At 71.3% G+C, this 23,535-nt stretch carries 20 protein-coding genes and 1 tRNA gene; 16 read left to right on the forward strand and 5 right to left on the reverse strand.

Features of this window, described 5'->3' with window-relative positions; genetic code table 11:
- The coding region (locus VFW24_17065; GenBank protein HEX5268482.1) for an excinuclease ABC subunit UvrA at window positions 1-1,012 on the forward strand (1,012 nt) is incomplete at its 5' end.
- Between the two features lie 70 nt (window positions 1,013-1,082).
- Here the strand turns inward: VFW24_17065 and nadA are convergent.
- Window positions 1,083-2,195 carry a quinolinate synthase NadA gene (gene nadA, locus VFW24_17070; protein ID HEX5268483.1) on the reverse strand — a complete coding sequence of 371 codons (1,113 nt, stop codon included), beginning with the start codon at window positions 2,193-2,195 and terminating at the stop codon, window positions 1,083-1,085.
- Window positions 2,196-2,425: 230 nt separating this feature from the next.
- Here nadA and uvrC point away from each other — a divergent pair, with 230 nt between their 5' ends.
- From uvrC to VFW24_17115, 9 genes are all read left to right on the forward strand, one after another.
- Window positions 2,426-4,309, forward strand: a complete 1,884-nt coding sequence (gene uvrC / locus VFW24_17075; protein ID HEX5268484.1) for an excinuclease ABC subunit UvrC — start codon at window positions 2,426-2,428, stop codon at window positions 4,307-4,309.
- The gene (locus tag VFW24_17080) at window positions 4,290-5,018 is read left to right on the forward strand and encodes a class I SAM-dependent methyltransferase (protein HEX5268485.1); all 729 of its coding nucleotides are present in this window, start codon (window positions 4,290-4,292) and stop codon (window positions 5,016-5,018) included. Before uvrC ends, VFW24_17080 begins: the two co-directional genes overlap by 20 nt.
- A 16-nt stretch (window positions 5,019-5,034) precedes the next feature.
- A complete protein-coding gene (rapZ, locus tag VFW24_17085; protein ID HEX5268486.1) occupies window positions 5,035-5,901 on the forward strand; it encodes an RNase adapter RapZ in 867 nt (288 codons plus the stop codon).
- Window positions 5,902-5,906: 5 nt separating this feature from the next.
- The gene (gene yvcK, locus VFW24_17090; protein HEX5268487.1) at window positions 5,907-6,755 is read left to right on the forward strand and encodes a uridine diphosphate-N-acetylglucosamine-binding protein YvcK; all 849 of its coding nucleotides are present in this window, start codon (window positions 5,907-5,909) and stop codon (window positions 6,753-6,755) included.
- 22 nt (window positions 6,756-6,777) lie between these two features.
- Window positions 6,778-7,794: a type I glyceraldehyde-3-phosphate dehydrogenase gene (gap, locus tag VFW24_17095; protein ID HEX5268488.1), complete on the forward strand. Its 1,017-nt coding sequence runs from the start codon at window positions 6,778-6,780 to the stop codon at window positions 7,792-7,794.
- 33 nt (window positions 7,795-7,827) lie between these two features.
- The gene (locus tag VFW24_17100; protein HEX5268489.1) at window positions 7,828-8,937 is read left to right on the forward strand and encodes a phosphoglycerate kinase; all 1,110 of its coding nucleotides are present in this window, start codon (window positions 7,828-7,830) and stop codon (window positions 8,935-8,937) included.
- Window positions 8,930-9,709: a triose-phosphate isomerase gene (gene tpiA, locus VFW24_17105; GenBank protein HEX5268490.1), complete on the forward strand. Its 780-nt coding sequence runs from the start codon at window positions 8,930-8,932 to the stop codon at window positions 9,707-9,709. Before VFW24_17100 ends, tpiA begins: the two co-directional genes overlap by 8 nt.
- Window positions 9,710-9,789: 80 nt before the next feature.
- Window positions 9,790-10,014, forward strand: coding sequence for a preprotein translocase subunit SecG (gene secG / locus VFW24_17110; GenBank protein HEX5268491.1), 225 nt, complete (start codon window positions 9,790-9,792; stop codon window positions 10,012-10,014).
- 88 nt (window positions 10,015-10,102) lie between these two features.
- Window positions 10,103-10,189, forward strand: a tRNA-Leu gene (locus VFW24_17115).
- On the opposite strand, the gene VFW24_17120 is transcribed toward VFW24_17115, so the two are convergent.
- The 3 genes from VFW24_17120 to VFW24_17130 all read right to left on the reverse strand — a co-directional run bounded on the left by VFW24_17120 (window position 10,168) and on the right by VFW24_17130 (window position 12,420).
- On the reverse strand, window positions 10,168-11,070 hold the full coding sequence (locus tag VFW24_17120) for a recombinase zinc beta ribbon domain-containing protein (GenBank protein ID HEX5268492.1): 903 nt from the start codon (window positions 11,068-11,070) through the stop codon (window positions 10,168-10,170). The genes VFW24_17115 and VFW24_17120 overlap by 22 nt on opposite strands.
- Window positions 10,962-11,810: a recombinase family protein gene (locus tag VFW24_17125; protein HEX5268493.1), complete on the reverse strand. Its 849-nt coding sequence runs from the start codon at window positions 11,808-11,810 to the stop codon at window positions 10,962-10,964. The genes VFW24_17120 and VFW24_17125 overlap by 109 nt, the downstream gene beginning before the upstream one ends.
- A gap of 457 nt (window positions 11,811-12,267) precedes the next feature.
- Window positions 12,268-12,420, reverse strand: coding sequence for a hypothetical protein (locus VFW24_17130; protein HEX5268494.1), 153 nt, complete (start codon window positions 12,418-12,420; stop codon window positions 12,268-12,270).
- A gap of 115 nt (window positions 12,421-12,535) precedes the next feature.
- Between VFW24_17130 and VFW24_17135 the strand changes: the two genes are divergently transcribed.
- A complete protein-coding gene (locus VFW24_17135; GenBank protein ID HEX5268495.1) occupies window positions 12,536-15,337 on the forward strand; it encodes an ATP-binding cassette domain-containing protein in 2,802 nt (933 codons plus the stop codon).
- A gap of 84 nt (window positions 15,338-15,421) precedes the next feature.
- Here VFW24_17135 and VFW24_17140 read toward each other — a convergent pair whose 3' ends face one another.
- On the reverse strand, window positions 15,422-17,026 hold the full coding sequence (locus VFW24_17140; protein HEX5268496.1) for an AMP-binding protein: 1,605 nt from the start codon (window positions 17,024-17,026) through the stop codon (window positions 15,422-15,424).
- Between the two features lie 109 nt (window positions 17,027-17,135).
- On the opposite strand from VFW24_17140, the gene VFW24_17145 reads away from it, so the two are divergent.
- From VFW24_17145 to VFW24_17165, 5 genes are all read left to right on the forward strand, one after another.
- Window positions 17,136-18,674 carry an AMP-binding protein gene (locus VFW24_17145; protein HEX5268497.1) on the forward strand — a complete coding sequence of 513 codons (1,539 nt, stop codon included), beginning with the start codon at window positions 17,136-17,138 and terminating at the stop codon, window positions 18,672-18,674.
- A gap of 91 nt (window positions 18,675-18,765) precedes the next feature.
- Window positions 18,766-20,064, forward strand: a complete 1,299-nt coding sequence (locus VFW24_17150) for an amidohydrolase family protein (protein ID HEX5268498.1) — start codon at window positions 18,766-18,768, stop codon at window positions 20,062-20,064.
- 7 nt (window positions 20,065-20,071) lie between these two features.
- Complete coding sequence (locus VFW24_17155; GenBank protein HEX5268499.1) at window positions 20,072-20,704, forward strand: TetR/AcrR family transcriptional regulator; 633 nt, start codon at window positions 20,072-20,074, stop codon at window positions 20,702-20,704.
- A gap of 424 nt (window positions 20,705-21,128) precedes the next feature.
- Window positions 21,129-22,322: an ABC transporter substrate-binding protein gene (locus VFW24_17160; protein HEX5268500.1), complete on the forward strand. Its 1,194-nt coding sequence runs from the start codon at window positions 21,129-21,131 to the stop codon at window positions 22,320-22,322.
- 28 nt (window positions 22,323-22,350) lie between these two features.
- Window positions 22,351-23,073, forward strand: coding sequence for an SDR family oxidoreductase (locus VFW24_17165; protein HEX5268501.1), 723 nt, complete (start codon window positions 22,351-22,353; stop codon window positions 23,071-23,073).
- The last annotated feature ends 462 nt before the right edge of the window (window positions 23,074-23,535 follow it).

Here is a 23,535-nt window from a genome sequence, read left to right on the forward strand (position 1 = left end):
CCGCGACCCCGGGGAGGAGTGGCTCGTCGTGCGCGGGGCCCGGGAGCACAACCTCAAGGGAATCGACGTCGAGATCCCCCTCGGCTGCATGGTTGCCGTCACCGGGGTGTCGGGGTCGGGCAAGTCGACGCTGGTCAACGACATCCTCTTCCACGCCCTGATGCAGAAGGTCTACAAGTCGAAGACCGTGCCCGGGCGCCACAAGCGGATCGAGGGCACGGAGTACCTCGACAAGGTCATCAACATCGACCAGTCACCGATCGGGCGCACGCCGCGGTCGAACCCGGCCACCTACACGGGCGTGTTCGACTCCGTCAGGAAGCTGTTCACCCAGACCCAGGAGGCCAAGGTCCGCGGCTATCAGCCGGGGCGCTTCTCGTTCAACGTCAAGGGGGGCCGCTGCGAGGCGTGCGCCGGTGACGGGACGATCAAGATCGAGATGCACTTCCTGCCCGACGTGTACGTGCCGTGCGAGGTGTGCAAGGGGGCCCGCTACAACCGCGACACGCTCGACATCACCTTCAAGGGCAAGAACATCGCCGAGGTCCTCGACCTCTCCTGCGAGGAGGCGCTGGAGTTCTTCGGCAACCAGCCCGTCATCGCCCGCCACATGCAGACCCTCGTGGACGTCGGTCTCGGCTACATCCGCCTGGGCCAGCCGGCGCCGACCCTGTCGGGGGGAGAGGCGCAGCGGGTCAAGCTGGCCAGCGAGCTGTCCAAGCGCTCGACCGGGCACACCATCTACATCCTCGACGAGCCCACCACCGGCCTGCACTTCGAGGACGTGCGCAAACTGCTGCACGTGCTGACCCGCCTGGTGGACCAGGGGAACACGGTGCTGGTCATCGAGCACAACCTCGACGTGATCAAGACCGCCGACTGGATCATCGACCTCGGCCCCGAGGGCGGGGACGGCGGCGGCCGGGTGGTGGCCGAGGGCACGCCGGAGCAGGTCGCCAAGCACCGGGACAGCTACACCGGCGCCTTCCTGGCGCCCCTGTTGGGCTACTAGCCCGTCGTGGGGCTGGGGCTCCCACGACACGCGGCGGGCGCGGTCCGCCGGACCCGGGTGCCCGCCGCCATCAGCAGAGCTCCAGCATTCGCTCCAGCGCCACCCGGGCCCACCGGACCGTCTCGGGGTCGACCGTGATGCGGTTGCGGACCTCCCCCCCGACGAGCCCGTCGAGCACCCAGGCCAGGTGGGCGGCGTCGATGCGGAACATGGTCGAGCAGGGACAGACCAGGGGGTCGAGGGAGACCACGGTCCGGTCCGGGTGCTCGGCGGCCAGCCGGCTCACCAGGTGGATCTCGGTGCCCACCCCGATGACCGTGCCCGGCGCCGCCTCCTCCACCGCCCGGATGATGAAGTCGGTCGACCCGACCCGGTCGGCCCGCTCGACCACGTCGTGGGCGCACTCGGGGTGCACGACCACCAGGCCACCGGGGTGCTCCTGGCGGAAGGCGGCCACGTGCTCGGGCCGGAACCGCTGGTGCACCGAGCAGTGCCCCTTCCAGAGCAGGAAGGTGGCCTCCTTCACGTCGGCCTCGTCCAGGCCGCCGAGCTGGCGGCGGGGGTCCCAGACCCGCATGTCCCCCTCGGCGTAGCCGAGCTGGAAGCCGGTGTTGCGCCCGAGGTGCTGGTCGGGGAAGAAGAGCACCTTGTGCCCCCTGGGCTCCCGGCCCTGCAGCCCGAGGGCCCACGACAGCACCGTGCGGGCGTTGGAGGACGTGCACACCGCCCCCCCGTGGCGGCCCACGAACGCCTTCAGGGCCGCCGAGGAGTTCATGTAGGTGATCGGGACGATCGCCTCCACGTCGGTCACCTGCTCCAGCTCCTCCCAGGCCTCCTCGACCGACTCGAGGTCGGCCATGTCGGCCATCGAGCAGCCGGCGTTCAGGTCGGGCAGGAGCACCTGCTGGTGGTCAGCGGTGAGGATGTCGGCCGACTCGGCCATGAAGTGGACCCCGCAGAACACGACGTATTCGGCGTCGCGGCGGTCGGCGGCGATCCGGGACAGGCCGAAGGAGTCACCCCGGGCGTCGGCCCAGGCCATCACCTCGTCCCGCTGGTAGTGGTGGCCCAGGACCAGCAGCCGGGAGCCCAGTGACTCCTTGGCCGAGCGGATCAGGGCCGCCAGCTCTTCGGGCGCGGCCTTCGTGTAAGGGTCGGGCAACGGCGTCTGCAGGCGGAGCATGTTGTTCGTGCCTCCTCGAGGAGGAGCTCCGCACTCGGCCGGCGGGGACAGCCTGGTCGCCCATCCGCGGGGTTGTCGGCCTCGGAGCCTGATATGTCACCGGATTCCAGGCCGGTGTGAGCCCGATTGTACCTCCCCCACGGCCGGCGGCGGGGCTGGGGGCCCCGCCTGGCGGAGGAGCCGGGGCGTAGGGGACCCGGCGGGCCCTGTGGCAGGGGCATATTGGAGTGGTGCTGCAGCGCCCGCCGGCCGGGACCATCCCCGACGCCCCCGGCTCCTACCAGTTCAAGGATGCCGACGGGCGGGTGATCTACGTCGGCAAGGCGCACTCCCTCCGCCAGCGCCTGTCGAACTACTTCCAGAGCCCGGCCGGCCTGCTGCCCCGGACGGCCCAGATGGTGGCGGCGGCCGAGAGCGTCGAGTGGATCCAGGTCCGCAACGACGTCGAGGCCCTGATGCTCGAGTACAACCTGATCAAGGCCCACCGGCCCCGGTTCAACATCCGGCTGCGCGACGACAAGAGCTACCCCTTCCTGTCGATCACCCTCGACGACGAGTGGCCCCGGGCCACGGTGATGCGGGGCCAGAAGCGCAAGGGCGTCCGCTACTTCGGGCCCTACGCCCACGCCTACGCCATCCGCGAGACCCTCGACCTGCTGCTGCGGTCGTTCCCGATCCGGACCTGCTCCGACAACAAGCTGGGACGCCACCAGCGCCTGGGCCGGCCGTGCCTGCTGTACCACATCGAGCGCTGCAGCGGGCCGTGCGTCGGGGCGGTGACCCGGGAGGACTACGACGGGCTGGTGGCCGAGCTCATCGACTTCCTCGACGGCAACACCGAGCCGGTGGTGCGCCGGCTCGAGGCGGCCATGAGCGAGGCGGCCGACACCCTCGAGTTCGAGCGGGCGGCGCGGGTGCGCGACCGCCTGGTCAGTGTCCGCAAGGCCATCGAGCGCCAGCAGATGGTGACCGAGCGCCCCGAGGACCTCGACGTGATCGGCCTGGCCGACGACGAGCTCGAGGCCGCCGTGCAGGTGTTCTTCGTGCGCCGGGGCCGGGTCGTCGGGCGGAAGGGCTTCGTGCTGGACAAGGTCGAGGACCTCTCCCGCCCGCAGCTGATCGCCAACGTGCTGGAGCAGCTCTACGGGGAGCCGACCCTCGACGTGCCCAAGGAGGTGCTGGTCCCCGAGATCCCGGAGGACCCCGAGCTGTACACCGAGTTCCTCTCGGGCATCCGGGGCTCCCAGGTCGCGGTGCGGGTCCCCCAGCGCGGGGACAAGCGGGCCCTGCAGGAGACCGTCACGCGCAACGCCGCCGAGGAGTTCACCCGGCACCGCCTCAAGCGCTCGGCCGACCACAACGCCCGGGCCCGCGCCCTCACCGCCCTCCAGGATGCCCTCGGCCTGCCTGAGGCGCCCCTGCGCATCGAGTGCTACGACATGAGCCACCTCCAGGGCAGCGACTACGTCGGCTCGATGGTCGTGTTCGAGGACGCCCTGCCCAAGAAGTCCGACTACCGCCGGTTCAAGGTGCAGGGCGTGCCCGGCAACGACGACTACGCGGCGATGGAGGAGGTCCTGACCCGCCGCCTCACCGCCCTGCTGGCGGAGCGCGACCGCCCGATGAACGAGCGGCCCCGGAAGTTCTCCTACCCCCCTCAGCTCCTCCTGGTGGACGGCGGCCGGGGCCAGCTCAACGTCGCCACCCGGGTGGTGGAGGAGCTGGGCCTGGAGGACGAGATCCCGGTGGCGGCCCTCGCCAAGCAGTTCGAGGAGGTCTACCTCCCGGGCCAGTCCGACCCGGTCCGCATCCACCGCCAGTCCGAGGGGCTGTACCTCCTCCAGCGGGTGCGGGACGAGGCCCACCGCTTTGCCGTGGCGTACCACCGCCAGCTCCGGGCCCGGCGCATGACCAAGAGCGTGCTCGACGACATCCCCGGGCTGGGACCGGGCCGGCGCAGCCGCCTCCTGAGGGAGTTGGGCAGCGTCAAGGCGGTCAAGGCGGCGACCCTCGACCAGCTCCAGGGCCTGTCGTGGCTCCCCGCCCCGGTGGCGCTGGCCGTCCACCAGAAGATCCACGGACCGAACGGAAGCGATGGACCGGGAGGACCGTGACGTCTGGGAGGCCCACGCCGCCTGGTGGCAGGACAACTTCACCGGGGGCGCCGACGCCGAGTACGTCGAGCAGATCCTGCCCCTGGCCGAGCGCCACCTCGGCGGGGCCCGGTCGGTCCTCGACGTCGGCACGGGGGAGGGCCAGCTGGCCCGGCTGGCCGCCTCGCTCGGCGCCCGGGTCACCGGCATCGACCCCTCCCGGGCCCAGCTCGCCACGGCCCGCTCCCGGGGTGGCGGCCCCGCCTACCTCCTGGGCGAAGCCGCCCGTCTCCCCTTCCCCCCCTCCGCCTTCGACTCGGTGGTGGCGTGCCTGGTCTTCGAGCACATCGACGACGCCGAGGTCGCCATCGCCGAGGTGGCCCGGGTCCTGGCCCCGGGTGGCCGGTTCGTCTTCTTCCTCAACCACCCCCTGCTCCAGACCCCCGGGAGCGGGTGGATCGACGACCGCATCCTCGACGAGCAGTACTGGCGGATCGGTCCCTACCTGACCGTGGACCGCACCATGGAGCAGGTCGACAACGGGGTGGTGATCCCGTTCATCCACCGGCCCCTTTCCCACTACGTCAATGCCCTGATCGGGGCCGGGCTGGCCGTGGAGAGGATGGAGGAGCCGGCGCCGCCGGCGGGCTTCCTCGAGCGGGCCGAGGAGTACGCCGCCGCCGCCAGCATCCCCCGGCTGCTGCTCCTGGTGGCGGTGCGTCGCGACTGAGCGTGACGGTGGGAGAATGACCGGCGGAATGATCGACTTCCTGGTCATCGCCGGCCTGTCCGGGGCCGGCCGCTCGACCGCCGCGGCGACCTTCGAGGACCTCGGTTGGTTCGTGATCGACAACCTGCCGCCGTCCCTCATCAGCAAGGTGGCCGAGCTCGTCGACCGGCCCGGCTCCGACACCGACCGCGTGGCCCTGGTCCTCGGCCGGGGGGGCGAGGAGTACGTCGAGGACGTCGGCCCTGCCCTCCAGCACCTCCGGGCCACGGGTAACCGGGTCCGGGTCCTCTATCTCGAGGCCTCGGACGAGGTCCTGGTGCAGCGCTTCGAGGGCACGCGCCGGCGCCATCCGCTGGCCGCCGAGGGGGTGATCGAGTCGATCGCCCGCGAGCGGGACCTGCTCGACCCCATCCGGATCGAGGCCGACGTGGTGGTCGACACGAGCGACCTCAACGTCCACCAGCTGCGCGACCGCCTGGTGAGCCTGTTCGAGACCGGCGATCCCGCCGGCGGCATGCAGACCCAGATCGTCTCGTTCGGGTACAAGTTCGGCATCCCCCGGGACGTCGACCTGGTCCTCGACTGCCGCTTCCTCCCGAACCCGCACTGGATCGAGGAGCTCCGCCCGCACTCGGGCCTGGAGGCCCCCGTGCGCGACTACGTCATGTCCCAGCCCGACACGGCCGAGTTCCTGGACCGGCTCGGGTCGCTCCTCGACCTGCTGCTGCCCGGCTACGTGAAGGAGGGCAAGAGCTACCTCTCGATCGCCGTCGGCTGCACCGGCGGGCACCATCGCTCGGTCGTCCTGGCCGAGGAGATCGGCTCGATCCTCCGGTCCCACGGGTTCGACCCGGCCGTGAGCCACCGGGACGTCATGCGTTGACGGCGGTGGCGGCGCTGGGGGGTGGTCACGGGCTGGCGGCCACGTTGCGCGCCGTCCAGCGCTACGCGTCCCCGGTCACGGCCATCGTGTCGGTGGCCGACGACGGGGGGTCGAGCGGGCGGCTCCGGGAGACCTTCGGGATCCTGCCTCCGGGTGACCTGCGCAAATGTCTCGTGGCCCTGGGGGATCCCGGCTCGGTGTGGGCCGAGGCCTTCGAGTACCGCTTCGGCGCCGGGGAGCTGGAGGGCCACCCGCTGGGGAACCTGGTGCTGGCCGGGCTGGCCGCCGTCACCCGGAGCTGGACCGACGCCCTCGACGAGGCGGGGCGGATGATCGGCTCGGCCGGCCGGGTGCTCCCGGCCACCCTGGTGCCGGTCGTCCTCAAGGCCAACACCGCAGCCGGCGAGGTCCGGGGCCAGGCGGCCGTCATGCGCTCGGGGGCCATCACCGGGGTGTCGATCGTGCCCCCCGACGCCGAGGCGCCCCCCGAGGCGGTGACGGCCATCCTGGAGGCCGACCAGGTGGTGATCGGCCCCGGGTCGCTGTTCACGAGCATCCTGGCCGCCGCCGCCGTTCCCCGGCTCCGGGATGCCCTGGCGGCCACGCGGGGAAGGAAGGTCTACGTGGCCAATCTGCGGCCGCAGGTTCCGGAGACCGAGGGATACGACGTGGGGGACCACGTGGCGGCGCTGGCCGCCCATGGCGTGGACGTCGACGTCGTCGTGTGCGACCCGTCGGCCATCGCCGTGGGCCGCCTCGCCGGGCCCCACGTGGAGGCCGATCTGGGGCGCGGGGACGGCCTCGGCCACGACCCCGTCAAACTGGCGTCCGTCCTGGCCGATCTGGTGGGATGAGGCGGGAAAGGGTGATTCGACCATGGCAGTGAAAGTCGGTATCAACGGCTTCGGCCGCATCGGCCGCAACTACCTCCGGGCCGTCCTGCGCTCCGGTGCCGACGTCGAGGTGGTCGCGGTCAACGACATCAGCTCGATCGAGACCAACGCCCACCTGCTCAAGTACGACTCGACCCACGGCCGCCTCGAGCAGACGGTCGCCTTGACCGACGACGGCTTCGAGGTCGGCGGCCGGACCATCCGGGTCCTCGCCGAGCGCGACCCCGCCGCCCTCCCGTGGGGCAAGCTCGGTGTCGACGTGGTGATCGAGTCGACCGGCGTGTTCACTGACGGGGAGAAGGCCGCCGGCCACCTGAAGGGCGGGGCCCGGACCGTGCTGATCTCCGCCCCCGCCACCAACGTCGACGCGACCTTCGTGATCGGCGTCAACGACGGGGAGCTGGCCAAGGACCGCCACAAGGTGGTCTCGGCCGCGTCGTGCACGACCAACTGCTTCGTGCCGATGGTCAAGGTCCTCGACGACTCCTTCGGGATCCGCCGGGGTCTGATGACGACCGTCCACGCCTACACCAACGACCAGAACCTGCTCGACCTCACCCACAAGGACCTACGCCGGGCCCGGGCGGCGGCGGTGAACATCGTCCCCGCCTCGACCGGCGCGGCCCGCGCCACAAGCCTGGTCCTCGAGTCGATGAAGGGCCGCCTGGACGGCGTGGCCTTGCGGGTGCCGGTCCCCGACGGCTCGATCACCGACTTCACCGGGATCATCGAGGCCGACGTGAGCGCGGACGAGGTCAACAACGCCTTCCGCAAGGCGGCGGAGTCGGAGCCCCTCTCCCGGATCCTCGTCTACACCGACGAGCCCGTCGTGTCGTCGGACATCGTCGGTTCGTCGGCGTCGTGCACGTTCGACTCGGGCCTCACCATGAGCTCCCCGCTCGGGGACGGCACGACCCTGGTGAAGGTGTTCGGCTGGTACGACAACGAGTGGGGGTACTCGAACCGCCTGGTCGACATGACCCTGCTCCTCGGTGCCTGAGAGGCGCGACCCGCTCAACGTGCCCCAACCGACGTGGTAGCCCCGGTCCCCGTCCTCGAGGACCTGCCCGATCCTGCCGGCCAGTCGGTGCTCGTGCGCGCCGACTTCAACGTGCCGCTCGAGGAGGGCCGGATCAGTGACGACCGGCGCATCACCGCCGCCGTGCCCACCCTGCAGTGGCTGGTGGACAAGGGCGCCCGGGTGACGGCCTGCAGCCATCTGGGCCGGCCCGGCGGCCGCCCCGACGAGGGCTACTCGATGGCGCCGGTGCGCGAGCGGCTGGCCCAGCTCGTGCCTCAGGTCGAGCTGATGGAGAACCTGCGCTTCGACCCGGGGGAGGAGGCCAACGACCCCGACTTCGTGAAGCGCCTGATCGACGGGCAGGACCTCTACGTCGACGACGCCTTCGGTGCCGCTCACCGGGCCCACGCCTCGATCGTGGGGCCCCCGCAGTACCTGCCGAGCGCGGCGGGCCGCCTGCTGTCCCGCGAGGTGGAGGTCCTGGGGGGACTCCTCGAGCACCCCGGCCGCCCCTTTCTCGCCGTGCTCGGTGGGGCCAAGGTGGCGGACAAGATCGGTGTCATCCGGGCCCTGCTCGAGAAGGTCGACGCCGTGGTGATCGGCGGGGGCATGTGCTTCACCTTCCTGGTGGCGCTGGGCCACGAGGTGGGGGAGTCGCTCGTGGACCCGTCACAGGTCCAGGCCTGTCGGGAGCTCCTCGACTCGGGGCGCCGGGTGGTCCTGCCCACCGACGTGGTGGCCCTCGGTCCCGACGGCACCGAGGTGCGCCAGACGGGGCGGACCGTCCCCTCGGGCTGGAAGGGCCTCGACATCGGGCCGGGCAGCGCCGCCGAGTTCTCCGACGAGATCGCCGCTGCCCGCACCGTGCTCTGGAACGGTCCGATGGGGATGTTCGAGGATCCCCGCTTCGCCGCCGGGACCCGCACCATCGCCCAGGCCGTGGCCGACTCCCGCGGCTACGCGGTCGTCGGTGGAGGGGACTCGGCCGCGGCCATGGAGAAGTTCGGGCTGGCCGACAGCGTCGACTTCGTCTCCACCGGCGGAGGGGCGTCGCTGGAGCTGCTGGAACTCGGGGACCTGCCGGGTCTCATCGCGCTGCGAGAAGGGAGACGGGGTGGCTGAGGCGGCGCGCCGTCCGCTCATCAGCGGGAACTGGAAGATGAACATCAACCACCTGGAGACCATCCAGGTGGTGCAGAAGCTCGCCTACCGGCTGAAGCCGGCGGACACCGCCGGCGTCGACGTCTCGGTCCACCCGCCGTTCACCAGTCTGCGCTCGGCGCAGACAGTGATCGACGCCGACGACCTTCCCATAGCCCTCGGAGCCCAGAACTGCCACTGGGAGACGGCGGGCGCCTTCACCGGCGAGGTCAGCCCGGTGATGCTCGCCAAGCTCAACGTCCGGTACGTGATCGTCGGGCACTCGGAGCGGCGGGCGCTGATGGGGGAGGACGACGGCGTGGTCGCCCGCAAGGCCCGGGCGGTCTTCGCGGCGTCGATGACGCCGATCGTGTGCGTGGGGGAGTCCCTCGAGCAGCGCGAGGCCGGCGCCACCGACGAGGTCGTGACCGCCCAGCTGCGCGCCAGCCTCGAGGGTCTGAGCCCGGCTCAGGCCGCCGCCGTCGTGGTGGCCTACGAGCCCGTCTGGGCCATCGGCACCGGCCGCAACGCCACCCCGGAGGACGCCCAGGAGGTGTGCGCTCGCATCCGCGCCCTGGTGGGGGAGGGGTGGGGGTCCGGCGCCGCCGCCGCTGTCCGCATCCAGTACGGCGGCTCGGTCAAGCCCGACAACGCCTCTTCGCTTCTGGGCCAGCCCGACATCGACGGGGCCCTGGTCGGCGGGGCCAGCCTCGACCCGGACAGCTTCGCCGCCATCGTGGAGGCCATGGCCTGATCCGGGCCGCCCGGTTCCGGGTGGTAATTTGTGTGCGGTTCGGCCTGACCCCAGCCCACCGCGGAGGCAGCAGCCCCTTGTTGACCGGCATCGTCATCGGCGTACACGTGGTCGTGTCGTTCCTGCTCATCCTGCTGATCCTCCTGCACAGCGGACGCGGCGGGGGGCTGTCCGACCTGTTCGGCGGGACCGGATCGGTCGCAGCCGGCTCGACCGTCGTCGAGCGGAACCTGGACCGGATCACCATCGCGGTGGCCGTGATCTTCACCTTCACCACGGTCAGCCTGGCCATGCGGTTGAGCTGAGCCCCACCGCCTGACCGGGCCTCCGGGGGTCCGGCCCGACGCCGGCGGAAGGTACAGTCTGGGCTCGCGGCGTCCCCTGGGAAGCCCTGTCGGAGTGGCGGAATAGGTAGACGCGCCAGGTTGAGGGCCTGGTGCCCGCAAGGGCATGGGGGTTCAAGTCCCCCCTCCGACACCACGGGGGCCACGCGCCAGGTCCACCTCGGCCCGGACCTGGTTGGACGCCGGTTCGTACGTCAGCCGGAGCCCGAGGTGGGCATATACGGCAGCGCGATCGCCAGGGCTCGCCTCCTCCAGGGTTCGGATCAGGCCGCCCAGGGAAGTGGCGATGGCCTCGATCTCACCGGCCGAGAGCGGACGCCATTGCGACCTGGTCGGAAGCGTCATCTCCAGCCGGTCACGCTCATTGCGCAACTCGACGATGCGTCTGGACACCCACTCCATCGGCATGCTCGCTTGCTCGACAGACTGCATCAACCGCTCGATCCGCAGGTCGCAGTCGGCGATGGCGGCCGTGATGGCCGCGTCGTGAGCGGTTGCTTCAGGTGGCGAGACCTGAGCTGCAGCCAAGGCCTCGGGCGTGACTATCTCGGCCAGCCAGGCGTCGAGCTTGGTCACGATGGAATCTTCGCGGACGTACACCGCGCGTGGGTGGTCCACGTCGGCCGGAAGCGAGCGTTGCGAGCGCAACGGACACCGATACAGCACCCGGGTCGGGCGGCCTTGAGTGCGGGCGGGGCGGGCCTGGCCCTGGAGCTTGCGTCCGCAGAGGCCGCAGTACAGAAGCCCGCGGAGCAGGTAGGGGTGTTGTGCGTCACGCCGCTTGGTCCGGCCGGGCGTCCTCCTGAAGCGGGCGGCCACTCGCTCAGCAACCTCGGCGTCGACCAGCGCCTCGGTCGTGTTGTCGGCCGCTGCGATCCACTCGGAGTCGGGCCGCCAGCGCATCCGGGTCACGTGGCCGGCGGCGACGTCGGCGAGGTCGAGCAGCTCCTCGTGCCGCTGCTGCTTACCCCAGACCTTGCGGCCGCCGTAGATCGGGTTGGTGAGGATGGCCCGCACGCGCTGTGGGCCCAGCCACGCGGGTCCCGGTGGGGGTTGCGACGCCGGTCGTAGGCGGCGGGGGAGGGGATGCCTTCTCGGGTAAGCGTGTCGGCGATGAGGCGTAGCCCGGCCCCCTCGGCGTACATCTCGAAGATACGCCGGACCACCTGGGCAGTGACCGGGTCGGCCTCGAGGCGGTGTAGCCGCTGGCCCGCCGTGGCCTTGGCCGGGTTGGGGTGGGGCCCGGCATCGACCAATCGGTAGCCGTAGGGCGGGCGGCCACCGAGGAAGCGGGTGCCGTCAGCGGCCATCGCCTCCATCGCCGATCGGACGCGGATCTTGATCCTGGTGCGCTCCCCTTTGGACAGGCCGCCGAAGAGGGTCATGACGAGGTCGTGGGCCTCGGAGCCGGGATCGATGGCGCCGCCGACCTCAGGGACCCAGAGGGCGGCGCGGTAGTGGGTGAACAGTGGGAAGGTGAGCCCGAACTGCCCGCCGTAGAAGGCCCGGGCCGGCTCGCCGATCACCACCGCCTCCCAGCCCCGGTCGGTGTCGGCCAGATCGGCCAGGAGGCGGCCGGCCTGGGGCCGCCGCTTCCACGGGATCGAGCGGGACTGGCCGATGTCGAAGTACTCGGCGACCACCTGACCGCCGACGCCGCCGATGAGGTCGTTGGCGCGCCGCAGCTGCCAGGCCCGGGACGCCGCCGGGTCCTGGGCGTCCTCGGTTGACACCCGGCCGTAGAAGGCGAAGCGCATGCTAAAGGTCTACCCCGCGGCTGTGTCACGGTGGTGGCTTGCGGCCCGGAGCAGGAGGTCGAGGAAGGCCCGGAGCGCGGCGGGCGGTACCGCGTATGCCCCGGGGGGCGGGATGAAGAGCGGGCCCGGGTCGGTTCCTGGCCGTCGTGGAATCGCCTTCTAACAACGAGACTGCTCTCCACTTCGCCGTCCGGTCTTGACCAGGGTGTGGACGATCTCGTCCATGAGCCTGCCCCGGCGGCTCCACTCCTTCCCGCGAGGGGCGTTCTCCGAGGGGCGGTAGCCCACTCCGAGCACAATCATCAGGCGCCCCGGGGCCCCACGTCGAGAATCAACGTCCTCGGCTATCTGCAGGGTTGTGCAGCGGGGGCCAGCAGGGCCATGATCGTTGCGCCCACGTTGGTGGCGCGGGCCAGCGCCATCCCCGCCAGCAGCAGGGAGTCGGGCTCCAACCGCTCTACGCCCCGTGGTGCTCCTCGAACTGGACGGCGGTGAACCCGTTCTGGTTGGAGAAGGTGGCCATGTCCAGGAACGCCTTGTACATCTCGGGGTGGACCTTGGGGTCGAGCCCGGGCAGGACGAGGTTGAACCGCAGGGTGGACATGGCCATCGGCGTGTCTCCTTGGTGGGTCCCGGAAAGGAGGGACTACGTTCCCGGGCGGAGAACTTAGGCCGGCGGGGGCAGAGGGGGCTGGCATGCATCGCGAGCGGCGCGGGGAGGGGCCGTGACCTCAGGGACGCTCGTCCTCGGGGTTCTGAACGGGTTCATCATCGGGCTCCTGGCCGTCGGCCTGGTGCTCGTGTACCGCTCCAACCGCTTCCTCAACCTGGTCCACGCCCAGCTGGGAGCGGTGCCCGCCGTCCTGTTGGCCAAGTTCGTCATCGACTGGGGCTGGAGCTGGTGGGCGGCGATCTTCCCGGCCCTGGCCGTCGGGGTCCTGACCGGCGCGCTCGTCGACCGGCTGGTGATCGCGCGCATCCGGAGACGGACCCGGTCCACCGTGTCGCTGCTGCTCGCGACCATCGGGGTCACCCAGCTCCTGCTGGCCCTCACCTACATCCCCGCCATCGGGCCCGACAACAACAAGCTCGACTTCAAGGGCTACCCCCTCCCGTTCCAGAGCCACGTCTCGGTGGGCCAGGTCGTGCTGGGCGGCCAGTACGTGCTGATCCTCATCCTGGTGCCGGTCCTCGTCGCGGCGCTCGGGCTGTTCCTCCGTTACACCATGCTGGGCAAGGCCATCCGCGCCGCCGCGTCGAACGCCGACGCCGCCCGCCTGTGCGGCGTCTCCACCTGGCGGGTGAGCACGATCACCTGGGGCATAGCCGGCGCCCTGTCCGCCATCACCGCCGTCCTCCAGGCCCCCTCGCAGGGCAGCTTCAACGCCGAGGCGCTCGGTCCCGAGCTGCTCCTGCTGGCCCTCGGGGCCGCCGCCTTCGGCGCCTTCGTCTCGATCCCGGGCGCCCTCGTGGGCGGGCTGGCCCTCGGCCTGGCCCAGCAGCTCACCCTGGCCCAGACGTCGAGCGGTGGGGATGCCGAGCTGGTGGTGTTCGCCGTGATCCTGGCCATCATCCTGATCCGGGGCCGGGCCATAGCCGCCGTGTTCGCCAGCTCGGGCGCGGTGGTGGACGACCAGCCCCCGGCGCGTGTGCCGGAGGTCCTCCGCGCCCGCGCCGTGGTGGCCCGCCGGGGGCTGTGGTCGGGCGGCCTGTTCCTCGCGGTGGCGGCGCTGTTCCCGCGCCTGCCGTACTTCAACACCAACGCCCACACGTTCGAGCTGGTGCTGGTCGTGCTGTTCGCCCTCATCGGGGTGGCCATGACCACGCTGGTGGGTTGGGGGGGGCAGGTGAGCCTGGGCCACTTCGCCCTGGTGGGTGTCGGGGCGTTCATCACGGCGCGCTTCGGCCCCCACAACTGGTCGCTGGTGATCCTGCTCCTGTTCGCGGGAGTGGTCGGGGCCGGCCTCATGGTCGTGGTGGGCCTCCCCGCGCTGCGCGTGCGCGGCCTCACCCTGGCGGTCACGTCCCTCGGCCTGGCGGTGGTCGCGCCCGACTGGCTCTTCCGCCAGGCCTGGTTCGGCTCGTCGCAGCCGTTCGGCGTGCAGGTGAACCCGCCGATCCTGATGTCGGGACTGCCCCGCCCCACGTCCCAGCTCGAGGTCTACTACGTGTCGCTGGCCGTGCTCGTGCTGGTCCTCCTGGCCGTCCGGGCCCTGCGGCGGTCGGTGCCGGGACGCCTGGTCATAGCCGTGCGCGACAACGAGCGCGCCGCCAGCGCCTTCGGGGTCACGCCCGCCACCGTGAAGCTGGCGGTGCTGGCGCTGTCGGGGTTCATCGCCGCCATGGCCGGCGTGCTCTGGGCCGACGCCTGGCGCACGGTGTCAGCCGAGCAGTTCGACCCGAACCTGTCCCTCGGCATCCTGGCCATCCCGGTCATCGGCGGGCTCGGCTCGGCCGCGGGCGCGGTGGCCGGGGCGGTGCTGATCTACGTGCCCGCCTACTTCGTGAGCCCGTTCCTCACCGGACTGTTCGGGCAGTTCGGCCACCAGATCGGCTTCGAGCTGGCGCTGCAGGGCCTGGCCCTCACGGGCGTGCTGCTCTCCTATCCGACCGGAGTGGCCGGAGCGGCCCGCCGGGGGTGGGAGGCGTTCCTGTCCCGCCTGGCACGCGACTACGAGCGCCGACCGCCTCCCGAGCAGTTCGACACCACGCTGGTGGTCGAGGACGTCGGGCTCCGGTTCGGGGGCGTGCAGGCCCTGGCCGGGGCGTCGATCGTGGTCCGCCCCGGTGAGATCGTGGGCCTGATCGGCCCCAACGGGGCGGGCAAGACCACGCTGATGAACGTCATCTCGGGCGTGCTGCAGCCGACCTCGGGCTCGGTGTGCCTGCGCGGTCAGGAGATGGTCGGCCTCCCCGCCGAGTTCCGGGCCGCCTTCGGTCTGGGGCGCAGCTTCCAGGACGCCCTCCTGTTCCCCGGCCTCACCGTCACCGAGACCATCCAGGTGGCGTTGTCGTCCGAGAACCGCGTTGGCTTCCTCTCGGCGTCGGTGGGGGCGCCGTGGGCCCGCGCCGCCGACGCCGAGACGGCGGCGCGCACACGGAAGGTGGTCGAGCGGCTCGGGCTGTCGGCGTGGGCCGACACTCTGACCTCCGAGCTGTCGACCGGCACCAGGCGCATCTGCGACCTGGCCGCCCAGGTTGCGGCCGGGCCGGCCGTCCTGCTCCTCGACGAGCCCACCGCCGGTGTGGCCCAGCGCGAGGCGGAGGCGTTCGGACCCCTGCTGCGCCGCATCCGCGACGAGCTGGACTGCTCGATCCTCATCGTCGAGCACGACATGCCGCTGCTCATGGGACTCTGTGACCGGGTCTACGCCATGGAGGCGGGCAAGGTCATAGCCGAGGGCACGCCCGAGGAGATCCGGGCCGACCCGGCCGTCATCGCCATCTACCTCGGCACCGACGAGGTGGCGGTGGCCCGCTCCGGGACGCGACGATCGAGATCCACCAGGAGGTACGTACGGACATGACCGCCACCCCGGGGCCGCCAGCGGCGTCAAGGAAATCGAGGAGTCCCCGGAAGTGGTTCTCGAGGTCGACGCGGTCGACTTCTCCTACGGGCGGCTCCAGGTTCTGTTCGCGGGAGTGTCGGGCGGCTTTAGCGGCGGCGCCAGGAGGCGGCGCAGGACGAACTTCTTAACCTTCCCCGACGGTGTGCGCTCGAAGTCGTCGACGTACCTGAGCTCCTCCGGCCACTTCTGGCGGCCCAGCCCGGCGGCGTCCAGGGCGGCACGAACGGCCTGCAGGTCGGGTGCCTCGGAGCCGGGCCGGACCCGGACGAAGGCGCAGGCGTGCTCCCCGAAGCGGGAGTCGGGAGCCGCCACGACGGCCACCTCGGCCAACTCCGGCATGGCGCTCAGGGCCTGCTCGACCTCGGCGGCGCTGATGTTCTCCCCACCCCGGATGATCACGTCCTTTAGGCGGTCGGTGATCGTCAGGTATCCGTCGGGATCGAGCACCCCGATGTCACCGGTGGCGTACCAGCCGTCGGCGTCGAAGGTCTCGCGGGTCAGCGCCGGATCGGTGTATCCGGCGCACAGATCCGGCCCCCGGCTCCAGATCTGGCCCTGCTGGTCGAGGCGGATCTCGACCCCGGGCAGGGGTCGCCCGTCGGTTTGCACGCGCCGCTCCGGGGGGTCGTCGTGGTTGCCGGCGGTTGTCGACGGGTGCTCGGTCGACCCGTAGGCGCGGGTGAGCGAGATTCCCAATGCGTGGGCCCGCTCCGCCACGGAGGCGGGTATCGGCGCCCCTCCCAGGGTCAGGTGCGTGAGGTGGGCCAGATGGCGAGGTCCGAAGTCAGGAGAGTCGAGCAGGCTGGTCAGGAAGTAAGTGGCTCCTCCACCTGCCGACAGGTCGGCCTCGATCAGGGCGTCGAGCACCACCGGCGGCTCCCAGCGGTCGATCAGGTTGATCGGTTCGCCCTGCATCACGGGCATCATGAGGCCGCCGAGCATCCCCGTCACGTGCCCGACCGGTGAGCCGATCAGGCGGGGCCGGCTGGCGGCGGGGGTGGCCAGGGCGGAGATCTGGCGCAGCTCGGCCAGCAGCGTCCGGTGGGTATGGACCACACCTTTGGGCTCGGCCGTGGTGCCCGACGTGAAGGCGATCACGGCCGGGGCGTCGGGGTCGGGACCCGCCGGTGCCGTGGAGGCGGGGCCGGCGATCAGGTCGTCAAAGGAGGCCTCTCCGACCACGGCTACCACCTCGAGGCCGGGACAGCGCCGGCGGTGGTCGGCCAGGGCGGCCGAGTAGTCGAGGCGTCCGAACCGCCCGGCGGTGAGGAGGGCCCGCGCCCCGCAGGCCTCAAGGATAAAGCCGAGCTCCTTGGGGCCATAGGTGTGCGCGACGGGGACGAGGACGCAGCCGGCGAGGGCCGCCCCCCACAGGGCCACTGCTGCCTCGGCCCAGTTGGGCAGCTGCAACACCACGGCGTCCCCCGGACGAATCCCGTTCTCAGCCAGGCCTCCGGCCAGGCGCCGGGCGGCGTCAGCTACCTGGCCGAGGCGTCCGCGGTAGGGGCGTTCCGACGACCAGATTCGGAAGGCCAGACCGGCGGCCGTGCCGAGGGTCTCGGCCAGGGTTGACGCCAGGGTGGCGTCGTCCCACCATCCCGCCTCCCGGTAGGCGCGGGCGAGGTCGGGCGGCACGGCCCGGTACACCGGGGAGGATTCGTGGGGAATGTCCGTAGGCTAGGGCGGCGTGTCCACTGAGCGCTGGCCGTCCCCATGCGCGCCGATCCCGGGCCGGCTCCCGGAATCGATACCCGAAGTGCTGGCCCGTGCCGTGGCCCGCCACCCCCACGCCCCGGCCCTGGTGGACCGGAGGGCGCGCCACACGTTTGCCGAGCTCGACGCGGCGTCGGCGCGCGCCGCCCGGGCCCTGCGGTCGCTCGGGATCGGTCCGGGGGACCGGGTGGCAGCGGCGTTGCCGAACCGGGCCGAGGTGGTCGTGGCCTTCCTGGCCACCGCCCGACTAGGGGCCGTGTGGGTGGGCATCAACCGGGGCCTGACCCCGCCGGAGAGGATCCGCCTCTTGGCCGACTCCGGCGCGGCAGTCCTTCTGGCGCCGCCCGGGGCCGAGGCGGAGCTGGCCGCCGTCCGCCCCGATGCAGACCTAGCGCTGCGGGCGGTGGTGTCCGTGAACCCAGACGACGACGACCAATGGAGCCGGCTCCAGGCCGAAGCCGCCTCCGCAGAGCTGGAGCAGCCTCGGCCCGACCCGTTCCGCGCCGCCGCCATCGCCTACACCAGCGGGACCACAGGCGACCCCAAGGGCGTCGTGCATACCCACCGCAACCTGGTCGTGCCCGGAGCGGCCGCCATCGACGCCGGCCTGGTCGGCCCCGACACCCGAGCCGGCGCCGCCCTGGCCCTGACGGTCCTCAACGTCATGACCCTCACCGTCGTCGCCTCCCTGCAGGCGGGGGCCACCACGGTCGTGATCGACCGCACCGACGCCGAGGGCCTGGCGGACTGGATCGCCCGCGAACGGGTCACTGCCCTCTCGGCGGTGCCCACCCTGTACCACGACCTGGCGGCCAGCGAGGCGGTGAGCGCGGAGATCTTGGCATCGCTGAGCTACGCCACCGTCGGTGGCGCCGCCTGCCCCGAAGGGTTGCGCGAACTGTGTCTCGAGCGCTTCGGGATGGACCTGTTGGCCGGCTATGGCCTCACCGAAGCCCCGACCTCGCTCACCCGGGAACGCCGGGGCCAGTCCCACGTCCCCGGTGGGGTGGGCCCCGCCCTGCCCCACGTCCGCATCGAGATCCGGGACGACGACGACCTGCCCGTGCCCGCGGGGATCGAGGGCCGCATCTGCGCCGGAGCGGCGCGGTGGGGGCGCTGGGCCGACGTGTACACGCCCATGGCCGGCTACTGGAACCGCCCGGAGGAGACGGCGACGGCTCTGTCGGGCGGGCTGCTGCGCACCGGGGACCTGGGCACCCTCGACGCCGAGGGAAACCTGTCGGTCCTCGGGCGCCAGGGGGAGGTCATCGCCCGGGGAGGCGCCGACGTCCATCCCGGGGAGGTCGAGTCCGTCTTGCTGGCGGATCCCCGGGTGGTGGCCTGCGCCGTCGTCGGGGTGCCCGATGAGCGGCTGGGCCAGCGGGTGGCCGCCTTCGTCGAGCTGAAGCCGGGGTCGGAGGCGTCACCCGAGGACCTCCGGGTCGTCTGTGGCCGGCAGTTGGCCCGCTACAAGGTGCCCGAGGTCCTCGAGGTGGTGGCCGCCCTGCCCCGCAACGCCATGGGCAAGGTCATGAAGGCCGCCCTGGTGTCCCGCCCCCCTTTACACGAGCAGTCCGAGTAGCTACGGTTCACCGGAATTCTAACTGCTGTTTGGTAGAAGATCGGGTGGAGGGGGCCTGGGCCGCCTTCCGGATGGGGCCGGAGGAGAAACCGTGACCGACGTCTTGCCGTACCAGATCCTGGACGCCGACAACCACTTCAACGAGCCACCGGACTGCTACGAGCGCTACATCGATCCGGCCCGGCGCGACCTGGCGGTGCGCTGGGTGGAGGGACCGGATGGCGGGCGGGTGCAGCTCTTTGCCGGGCGGCCGTCGAAGTTCCACTCCGACCAGGTCACCTTCTCCAAGGACGTGCTGGAGAAGATGCTGGGCCAGCTGCCCGCCGATCCGACCATGTCGTCCCGGGACCCCGACACCGAGAAGCGGGTTCTGCCCGGGATGCTCCTCAACCGCCTCAATCCCCTGAAGGGTCTCTCCGACGAGCAGCGGGCGGAGTTCATCGCCGAGTTCAGGGGCCTGTCGGAGGCCTACGGCAACCGGGAGGTCCGACTGGCGCTGATGGACGACCAGGGCATCGAGGCCGCCCTGATGTTCCCGGCCTCGGCCCACGACATCGAGTTCGAGTTCGCCGACAACGTCGAGGCCATGTACGCCAACATCCGGGCGTTCAACCGCTGGATGCACGAGGAGATCGGCTACGCCTATCAGGGCCGGATGTTCCTGCCGCCGTATGTGGCCCTGGCCGACGTCGACCTGGCGGTGGCCGAGCTCGAGATCCTGCTCGACACCGGCGCGCCGATCATCCAGATCAAGGCCGGTCACGCCCACGGCGGGCGCGCCAACCCCTTCGGGGGCCGCTCGGTGGCCGATCCGGTCTTCGACCCGTTCTGGTCCCGGGTGAACGAGGCCGGCGTGCGCGTCGCCGTGCACCTCGGGGGCACCGACTACCAGAAGTACGGCGCCGACTGGTCGGAGGACCCCGCCGCCGTCTTCGGGGACTTCGACGCCTTCCAGTGGGTCATGTACTGGGGGGACCGGCCCGCCCAGGAGCTGGCCGCCGGCCTGGTGCTGCATAACTTCTTCGGCCGGTTCCCCAACATCCGCGTGTGCCTGTCGGAGCAGGGCACGGTGTGGCTTCCCTACACGCTGCGCAAGATGGACCACGCCTATCTGATGGGCCGCAAGGCCAAATGGGGCGAGTTGGAGGACCGTCCCTCGGCGGTGTTCAAGCGGCATTTCATCGTGGCGCCCTTCCCCGAAGAGAACGTCCGCCGTGTCGTCGACGAGGTAGGCATCGAGCCCATCGTGTTCGGCTCCGACTTCCCCCACGGTGAGGGGCTGGCCCGGCCCCATGAGTACGTCGGCGCCCAGCTCGGCGGCTTCGGCCCCGACGAGCAGCGCCGCATCATGCGCGACAACCTGGCCAGCTTCCTCGGCATGACCGCCTGAGCGGTTCGTGACCCAGCCGGTCTCTGCCGCGGACACCGAGCGGCCGCGCGGGACGCTCAACGAGCGCCGTTGGGAGGAGGTCGTTGCGGCCGCCGCTCTGGTGTTCGAGGAACAGGGCTATCCCACCGCCACCCTCGCCGACATCGGCCGCCGGGTCGGCCTGCTCAAGGGGAGCCTCTACTACTACATCTCCTCCAAGGAGGACCTGCTCTTCGAGATCCTCCAGCGGGGCTACGCCCTGGGCCTGGCCCTGATCGAAGAGCCTGCCGGCGTGGCCGGGGCGGAGCCGCCCGTGCGGCTGGCCGAGTTCATCCGGCGCTGGACCGAGGGGGTGCTCGACGCCGCCCCCCGGATGCACTTCGTCGAGCGCGACGTCCAGCATCTCGGCCCGGAGCGGCGGGCCGTGATCCAGGCCATGCGCGAGCGCATCCACGGCTTTGCGGTCGACATCGTCGGCGACGGCATCGAGCGAGGGTTCTTCGACTCCTCCGTGGACCCCGGGGTGGTGGCCAACAACCTGTTCAACGTCTTGAACACCACCGGTCGCTGGTACCGCGGGACCGGCCCCCTGGCTCGGGAGGAGATCATCGCCTGGTACACCAAGCTGTTCCTGCGGGGCGTGGGGTACGCGGCGGGGTGAGGCTGCGATGACCCCGTTCCTGCAGTTCCGCCTCTGGCTACGCCGGGCACCCGGGGTCGAGCGGGCCGGGGCCGTCGTCATCGGGGTGTGCCTCCTCGGGCTCCTGGGGTGGGCGCTGGTGCCCGCCGCAGGATCCGGCGGCGCGGGAGGGCCGGTGGCCGCCGTGACGGCCGGGGGCGCCGGCGCGACGGGGACCGGGACGGGACCGACCGGGGCGCCCAGGTCGGACGGGTCGGCAGGTGCGTCCGGGACGTCGGCAGGCTCTGCGGCCCCGGGGGCGGGATCCACCGGGTCGGCCGCGTTCGGGTCCACGGCTGGTACACTGGCTGCCGCTTCCGGCGCGGGCGGGCCGCCCGCCGCCCGGACACCGTCGGCACCGGCGGGGAACACGGGGTGTCAGGGGCTGACCGCTACCGACCAGGGGGTGAGTGCGAATCAGATCCGGATCGGCGTGGTGTTGCTGTCCCTGGCCGGGCCGGTCGGCAACCAGGCCGTCGGGGTGGCCTCACCCCAGGCCCAGCAGGACATGGCCCAGGCCCTCATCGACGACATCAACAAGGCCGGCGGGGTCCAGTGCCGCAAGCTGGTGCCCACCTACTACCAGGTCAACCCCGTCGACTCCGTCAACCAGCACTCCGAATGCCTCCAGATCGTCCAGGACGGCGTGTTCGCGGTGATCGACGGGGGCGGGTTCAGCTACCCGATCGCCTCGAGGGACTGCGTGGTCCAGAACAAGATCCCCCTCTACAGCCAGGTGGGCATCGTCCCCACGGAGGGGAACCAGCAGTTCTACCCTTACCTGTTCAGCCCCGCCGCCACCTACGACGTGGACATGCGCGACGTGGCTCTCGGCGCCAAGGCACGGGGGTTCTTCTCCTCCAGCTCCGGCTTCCACCTCCTCGGCGTGCTCGACGATGACTGCACCCCGGAGGTCAACGCCGACCTCGACACCGCCCTGTCCCTGGCGGGTGTCCGCCCGGCGCAGATCAGTCGGTTCGTGTTCGCCTGCCCGCCCTCCGGGTTCGCCCCGCCGAGCGCCATGGCCCAAGCCGTCGAGCAGTTCAAGCTGGCCGGGGTCACCAACGTGATTCCCGTCACCGGTGGAGGGTCGTTCGACACTTTCACCAAGATCGCCCAGCAGCAGGACTTCCGCCCGCGTTACGCCGTGTCGGACTACGACGGGTTGTCCAGCACGGTGGAGAGCACCCAGGGTCCCGACCCCCAGAACTTCGACGGGGCCGTCGCCACCATCCCGTGGCGCACCGGTCAGCTCGCCTCTGGCCTGCCAGCTGATCCCGCCACCCAGCGTTGCAACCAGGAGATGACAGCCCACGGCCTGCCCACGATGGCCGAGGCCTCGGCGATCCAGGGTGTCTACTGCGCCCTGTTGACGATGTTCACCACCTCGGCGGAGCGCGCTCCCCGCTTGACCCGCACCGCGCTGGTCGACGGATTGGACGCTTCCGGCACGGTCGGCTTCTCGTTCCCTTTCGCCGACGGTACCTTCAACCGGGCCCACAAGATCGCCGGTGGGGACTACTGGAGGCCGATCCAGTGGCACGCCGGCTGCACCTGCTGGAAGGTGCTCGATCCTGCCTTTCAGCCGAGCTTCGGCTGAACCAGGCCGCCACAGGGGACACGCCTGCGTGGACTTCGGGTTCCACAAAGATGACGTCGTCATCGTCACCGGCGCCGCCAGCGGAATCGGCCGGGCCACCGCTTTCGAGGCTGCGGCCCAGGGCCTCCGGGTCGCCGCCTGGGACATGAATGAAGCGGCGCTGGCGGAGACCGTCGCCCTGATCGATGCCGGCGGGGGCCGGGTGAGACCGGTCGTGGCCGACATCACCAAGGAACACGACGTAATGCGGGCTGTCGAGGAGTCGACGCTCTGGGGAGCCCCCCGGTACCTGGTCAACAACGCCGGTCCCGCCCACACGGCCGACCTGTCCTTCGACGATGCCCTGGCCGCCTCGGTCGGTGCCACCCGGCAGGTCACGACGTCGTGGCTCGGGATGGGCCCGGCCGACGGCAGAGCCGTGGTCAGCGTGGCCTCCATCACGGCCGTGATCGGGGGGACGGGGTGGTACCCGGTCGCCAAGGCAGGCATCGCCGCCTACATGCGCACCCTGGCGGTGAGCGGGTCCGGCCTGAGGGCCAACACAATCGGTCCCGGGCTCACTGACACAACCCGAACCGAGACCCTGTTGAGCTCTGACCAGGGTCGGGCCATGGTGGCGAGGAACCCACTGCGAAGGGCGGGGCGGCCGGAGGACATGGCGCATGCAGCGCTGTTCCTCCTCTCCCCGGCGTCGAGCTACATCAACGGGGTGCTCCTCCTCGTCGACGGAGGCCAGACCCTCGTCGTATGAGGCCGGATCCAGATAGTGGGCGACCAGGTAGGCGTCCTTGGCGCGCCGGCCCGGCGCGGGTGCCCCAGGCCAGGCGGCTCGTAGGCCACGCACCCCGAAGTCGAACTCCAGCACCTCCCGGCGGGGCTCGTCCCGGTCCACCACGGGCGTCGATGGCATGGTCAGCGCTGGTGGGATGGGACGTCAGTGGTGGGGCCCCAAAGCAGGCGGTTGGTGGGGTTCACGGACAGTGGTGATAGGCGTTTGCCCGAAAGTGCCGCCGCCTACGGCTTGGGGCTCTTCGACGATCGGTCCGTCCTCCTCTCAGGGCGATCTGGTGTGTCATGTTTGTGTCACGGCGTCCCGTCAGGAGGGTTGCGTGAAGGACTCTCGAGCCTTTGACCAGGACAAACGCGGCGGCGAGAGGTGAGCAGCTATGAGCCTGCAAAGCCCGCAACGTCGGCTTGCCCCATGGGGTTCTTT

Source organism: Acidimicrobiales bacterium (assembly GCA_036273495.1).
GTDB lineage: Bacteria > Actinomycetota > Acidimicrobiia > Acidimicrobiales > JAJPHE01 > DASSEU01.

Excerpts from the sequence above, each read along its gene's own strand:
- nadA (HEX5268483.1), bottom strand. The coding sequence starts at position 2,195 with ATGCTCCGCCTGCAGACGCCGTTGCCCGACCCTTACACGAAGGCCGCG.
- VFW24_17080 (HEX5268485.1), top strand. The coding sequence starts at position 4,290 with ATGGACCGGGAGGACCGTGACGTCTGGGAGGCCCACGCCGCCTGGTGG.
- rapZ (HEX5268486.1), top strand. The coding sequence starts at position 5,035 with ATGACCGGCGGAATGATCGACTTCCTGGTCATCGCCGGCCTGTCCGGG.
- gap (HEX5268488.1), top strand. The coding sequence starts at position 6,778 with ATGGCAGTGAAAGTCGGTATCAACGGCTTCGGCCGCATCGGCCGCAAC.
- VFW24_17125 (HEX5268493.1), bottom strand. The coding sequence starts at position 11,810 with ATGCGCTTCGCCTTCTACGGCCGGGTGTCAACCGAGGACGCCCAGGAC.
- VFW24_17130 (HEX5268494.1), bottom strand. The coding sequence starts at position 12,420 with ATGGCCATGTCCACCCTGCGGTTCAACCTCGTCCTGCCCGGGCTCGAC.